Source organism: Cyanobacteria bacterium QS_8_64_29 (assembly GCA_003022125.1).
Lineage (GTDB): Bacteria > Cyanobacteriota > Cyanobacteriia > Cyanobacteriales > Rubidibacteraceae > QS-8-64-29.
Genome location: PXQH01000059.1, coordinates 1 through 4,270, shown reverse-complemented (window position 1 = coordinate 4,270; position 4,270 = coordinate 1). Strand labels below are relative to the sequence as shown.

The following is a 4,270-nucleotide window of genomic DNA, read 5'->3' as shown; positions in this document are numbered from 1 at the left end:
GCCTGCCAGCTGCGCGACGGGTCATAGCCCAGCTCGGAGCCTAGTCCCGACCCCACCTGCAAATTGCCGCTCTGCTGGATGGCCGGGAAATCCGAAAACGAGATTTCGCTCCAGTCGGGCGCCTCGACCGTCTGGCCGTTTTCGTTTTCAAATGTCACTGTCTCCAGCTCGGCTGCCGCCGGGCGCTCGCCCAGTCCAAAGGCCAGGCATATGGCGAAGATAAACGCCAGCAGTAGCCGCAGAAGCAATTGCATCAGTCAGCGTTAGCTTGCTTGCTCCCCTCGGGGTGCAGCATGTCCGCCACTGCGCCTGTCTGGCTCTTTTGGCCGTAGCGGATCAAGTTGTTAAGGACTTCCACATCAAGGCCGGTTCGCTCGGCCGCCTGCTGGCGCGATGCGCCCCGGCGCAGTTGAGCGATCGCGTTTTGGGATTTACGCCAAGTCGTCGTCCAATCGCCGATCTCGCCCTTTTCTTGAGCAACGGTCAGCCCGGCCCGAGCTTGCCCCGCGAAGTGGGCCGAACGCTTGCTCTGGCTCATTTCGGCGTAGTCCGGGTGCTCGGCACCTTGGGTCGCGCTTTTGAGTATGCCGATTGCTTCTTTCCGTTCGGCTTCGCTCATGGGATCTCGCTCGGCACTCGCCTTAGCGAGTTCAGCCCCAGCAATCGAGTCCTGCTCGGCCTGCGGGCTGTTGCCGTCCGCCTCCTCGCTATCGGTGGATTGCGAGCTATCCGTGCCGGATGCTGAGTCGCCGGCTTCCTCTGGTTCAGATGAGGTAGCGTTGCGATCGCTACTGTCACCGTCGGGCGCTTGGGATTGGCTATCCTTGTCCGGTTCGGCCTCTGCCTCCACGGCCTCGCGATCGCTATTGCTTAGCTCGTGTCGCTCGCTTGGCCACTCCCCTTCGGCTGCGAAGCCACCTGCCATTGGCCGACTTCTGGAGGCTCAGATTGAGCTTTCGCCGGGCCATCGCTGCCTTGCTGGGGCGGGGCTGACTGGCTGCTGCCAACCCCGCCTTGGGCTTGCGGGCCAGTCGATGCCTGCTGCTGCTGCTGGGGCTTCTTCGTAAACGCCGGCCGCTGTTGCTGCGGCTGCCGCTGCTGCGGCGGCTGAGGTGCCGGCGGCTGCTCGGCCGGTTGCGGTTGCCCGCGTGCTGGCTGCGATGGCTGGCGCGCAGGCTGTGGTTGCTGCGAGGGCTCAACGTTGAGAGTGGTGTACTCGGGCGAGCCACCGGGAACCGGAACGATGCGGAACTTGTACATTCGCCGCTCGCCCCCATTCGGCTCTTGGGCCACCACCTGCAACGTGGTCGCACGGCCCGATTCGGGGAGTTTGTCAAAGTTTACTTTTTCGATCTGCCGCAGGTAGATAACGGTCGCCTTGCCCCCTTCCGTGAGATTCCCGTCGCTGGCGAGGGCAATGCGGGAGGGATCGCCCAGCCGAGCGCTGGTGATCACCTTCCCAGTGGGGATGAAGTTGAGCGCCAGGTCGTGCCCCGGCCAGATTTTGACCGTAGTGGTCGAGCTGGTTGAGGCCACCTGCTGCTCGGTGACTTCCCGCGCGCTGGCTTGCGGCAGGGGCAGTGCGAGCGTGCCGAAAATGGCGATCGCGGTAGCAGTGGCGGTACTGGTTGCAATCCGTCGTTTCATAGCTGGCTCCTTTAAATGTCAACGACTTGATTCGCGATCAGCTGCACGTCGGTGCCCCGGTCGATGGCGTAGACCGGCGCTTGCTGCTGCTGCTGCTGGCGCGACTGCTGGTTGCGCTGTTTTAGGAGTTCAGAGGCGCTTTTCGCGGCGCCTTCGGCCGCGCCCGCCCACATGTTCGGGTCGCCGTTCTCGGTGATGGCTGCGCCTTGACTAAGCCGGATGCTGCGATTGCCCTGATTGAGGGCTTCGGCGGCCTTGCCGACCCCCCCTAAAAGTACGGAAGCAATGTCGTTTCCGACCGTGTTGGGATCGCGGCGATCCGCCCGCAGCGGTTCGCCCCCTTCGGAAACCACGCGGATGGCCCCACTGGGGAGGTTTTTTTGGATCTGTCGGCCGTTGCGCTCGACGATCGCTTTGGTCGCCGAAAGCTGTACCAAGCCACTACCGCTCGACTGCGGCTCGGCTACGACCAGCGCGCCTGCCGGTAGCGCTTCCTCGCCGTTGCTCGCCTCCAACGCCCCGTCTAACCTGACAACGGTTTGTTGAGGCGAGCCGCCCTTGCTCCAGGCCACAGGGACTTGAAGCTCGCCAGTCGTCGTTGCACCTGGCATGACGCGATCGCCGCCCATGGAGTCGCCCTGAGCCTGTCGGCCCTCGAAAGCGCCGGCCGGCTGGGCCTGCGGTTGGCGCTGCCGCTGGCGAACGGCCGGCCGCGCCTGCGGCTGCTGCCGCTGCTGGGTCTGCCGCTGGCTCTGCCCCGGCGGCTGGTAGTTGCCGATGCCGCTGCCGCCCGTGCTGGCGGAGGCGAGCTGGCTGCCACCACTCGCGCTGGAGCCACCCGAGGATGAGCCGGTGGCGCCTTGGATGCTCCAGCCGCTGCTGCCGCCGCTATTGGCGCTAGCCGGTTGAGCGCTGGCGCCGTTGCCCGCGCTAGCTGAGGCTAGCTGGGGGCCACCTGAGGAGCTAGCGCCGGAGCTAGAGGCTGCCGCCTGCAATTCCTGGGACGAGCTTTCACCATAGCTGCCCAGTTGCGCGGCCTGCTTCCACTGCGCCATGGGGTCTTGTTCCGGCTCGCTGCCCTGAGGCGCGCTCGGCTGCGGCGCTGGCTCGGGCCGGCTCGCCACCTGCGGCTGCTGCGGTTGCGGCGACGGTTGCGGTGCTGGAGATGGCGATGGCTGCGAGGCCGGCTGCGCCGGTTGCGGCGAGGGCGAGGGCGAGGCCGCCACCGGCTGCGCGGGTTCTGGCGAGGCCGGCTGCGCCGGTTGCGAGGCTTGCTGAGGTTGTTGCTTTTCCGCTTGCTTGGGCTTTTTCTGTTTCTGTTGCTTGCTCTGCTCTAGCTTTTTGAGCGCTTGTTCTTGATTTTTGACAGCTAGTTCTGTTTTTAACCGGCCTTTTTCTTCCCCTACCTTACTCCCCAATTGCTTCTGATTGCTCTCCGAAGCCTTTTGCGCCACTTGGGGGCTGGTGCCATCTGTCAGAATCCCCCACAGAATCAGAAAGATCGGCAGCATGCCAACACCAGCCACCCCTAGCTTGAGCGCCGGCAGGTACGTACGCCGCTTTTGAGTTTGGATGCTTTCTTCGGCCTCGGCCTCGCTATCGCCGGCGGCTTGTTCTTGCGGTTCGTCTTGCTCGGTACTGCCCTGCGATTTGTCGCCGGACGTATCTTCGTTATTGGCTTGGGTGCTGTCAGTCTCCTCTGTCTTGACTTTGGTGGCCGAAGGGGGATTTTCCGTAGGCGTTTCTACGCCTGCGGCTGCAAGATTGGCCAGTTCTTCGTGCGTGAGTTGTGCCATGTCGCCTCCTTAGAGCGATAAGTCCTCGATTTTGTAAATTTCAAGTCCGGCCTTGCGGGCCTGGTAGATAGCCCGCTGCTTGTTGCTGCTCTCCTGGGCAGGTGAATCGGGTGTGTCGATTGCCCGAACGAAAACGTTTTTATTGAATGCGACTGCCTCACCCACTTGATCGCCATTCTCAAATAGGACCAAATCCGAGACAATGGGAACTTTCCACTTGCCAACGCCAATCTGTTCTGGCTCAGCAATGCGTCGCATTACCAGGGCCGCCTGATGGTTCTTATCTTTCTTGAAAACCCCATCTGGCGTCATCTCCGCAATCCGCTCCAAAAATGGCTCGCGAAAGCCGGTGGACAACGCAAATCCCGCCCGCCAGGTCGGGGTCGCGATGCGCTCGCCGTTGCCGAGCTGTACCCCCGGATCGGGCTTAAATCGGCTGGCAGTTTTCGGATCGTTGGTGCGTACTTGGCCGGTCCAGCCGAATAACTGCCTGAGCGTGTTAACGGTGAAATTCTGAATGGCCTCGGCCGAGCGTTCCCGCGAGCCTAGTGGGCGTACTTGTACTGAGGTACCATCCTGCAGCTCAACCAAGGTCGGTGGCTTCCGCGAAGCCATGGCCAGCCAGGTTGCCGCCATACCCAAAAGCACCAAAACTTGGATAGCACCAGTAATCAGCACGAAGGCAGGCAACAGATTGCGGTTGCCGCTCGACCACTTAGGCAGAACGGAGGGCTTGTTTCCGTTCGTTTCCTCCGCTTGTTTTTCTTTTGCCTTGCCGTTTTTGGAGCGCTTGAGTAGCATCAAGCCTTACCTCCCGAGGCCACAAA

4 protein-coding genes and 1 pseudogene are annotated in these 4,270 nt (G+C 62.5%); all 5 read right to left on the bottom strand.

Features of this window, described 5'->3' with window-relative positions; translation table 11 throughout:
• Window positions 1-254: hypothetical protein (locus tag BRC58_09495; protein PSP16335.1), on the bottom strand; the 254-nt coding region annotated here is incomplete at its 3' end.
• A complete protein-coding gene (locus BRC58_09490) occupies window positions 254-925 on the bottom strand; it encodes a hypothetical protein (GenBank protein ID PSP16334.1) in 672 nt (223 codons plus the stop codon). The genes BRC58_09495 and BRC58_09490, both read right to left, overlap by 1 nt.
• A gap of 113 nt (window positions 926-1,038) precedes the next feature.
• A pseudogene (locus BRC58_09485) lies at window positions 1,039-1,134 on the bottom strand (LemA family protein).
• Between the two features lie 524 nt (window positions 1,135-1,658).
• Complete coding sequence (locus tag BRC58_09480; protein ID PSP16333.1) at window positions 1,659-3,443, bottom strand: hypothetical protein; 1,785 nt, start codon at window positions 3,441-3,443, stop codon at window positions 1,659-1,661.
• A gap of 9 nt (window positions 3,444-3,452) precedes the next feature.
• Window positions 3,453-4,244: a hypothetical protein gene (locus BRC58_09475; protein PSP16332.1), complete on the bottom strand. Its 792-nt coding sequence runs from the start codon at window positions 4,242-4,244 to the stop codon at window positions 3,453-3,455.
• Window positions 4,245-4,270: the final 26 nt, after the last annotated feature.

Bases quoted from the DNA above. Each gene is read 5' to 3' on its own strand.
- BRC58_09490 (PSP16334.1), bottom strand. From the start codon at position 925: ATGGCAGGTGGCTTCGCAGCCGAAGGGGAGTGGCCAAGCGAGCGACAC.
- BRC58_09480 (PSP16333.1), bottom strand. From the start codon at position 3,443: ATGGCACAACTCACGCACGAAGAACTGGCCAATCTTGCAGCCGCAGGC.
- BRC58_09475 (PSP16332.1), bottom strand. From the start codon at position 4,244: ATGCTACTCAAGCGCTCCAAAAACGGCAAGGCAAAAGAAAAACAAGCG.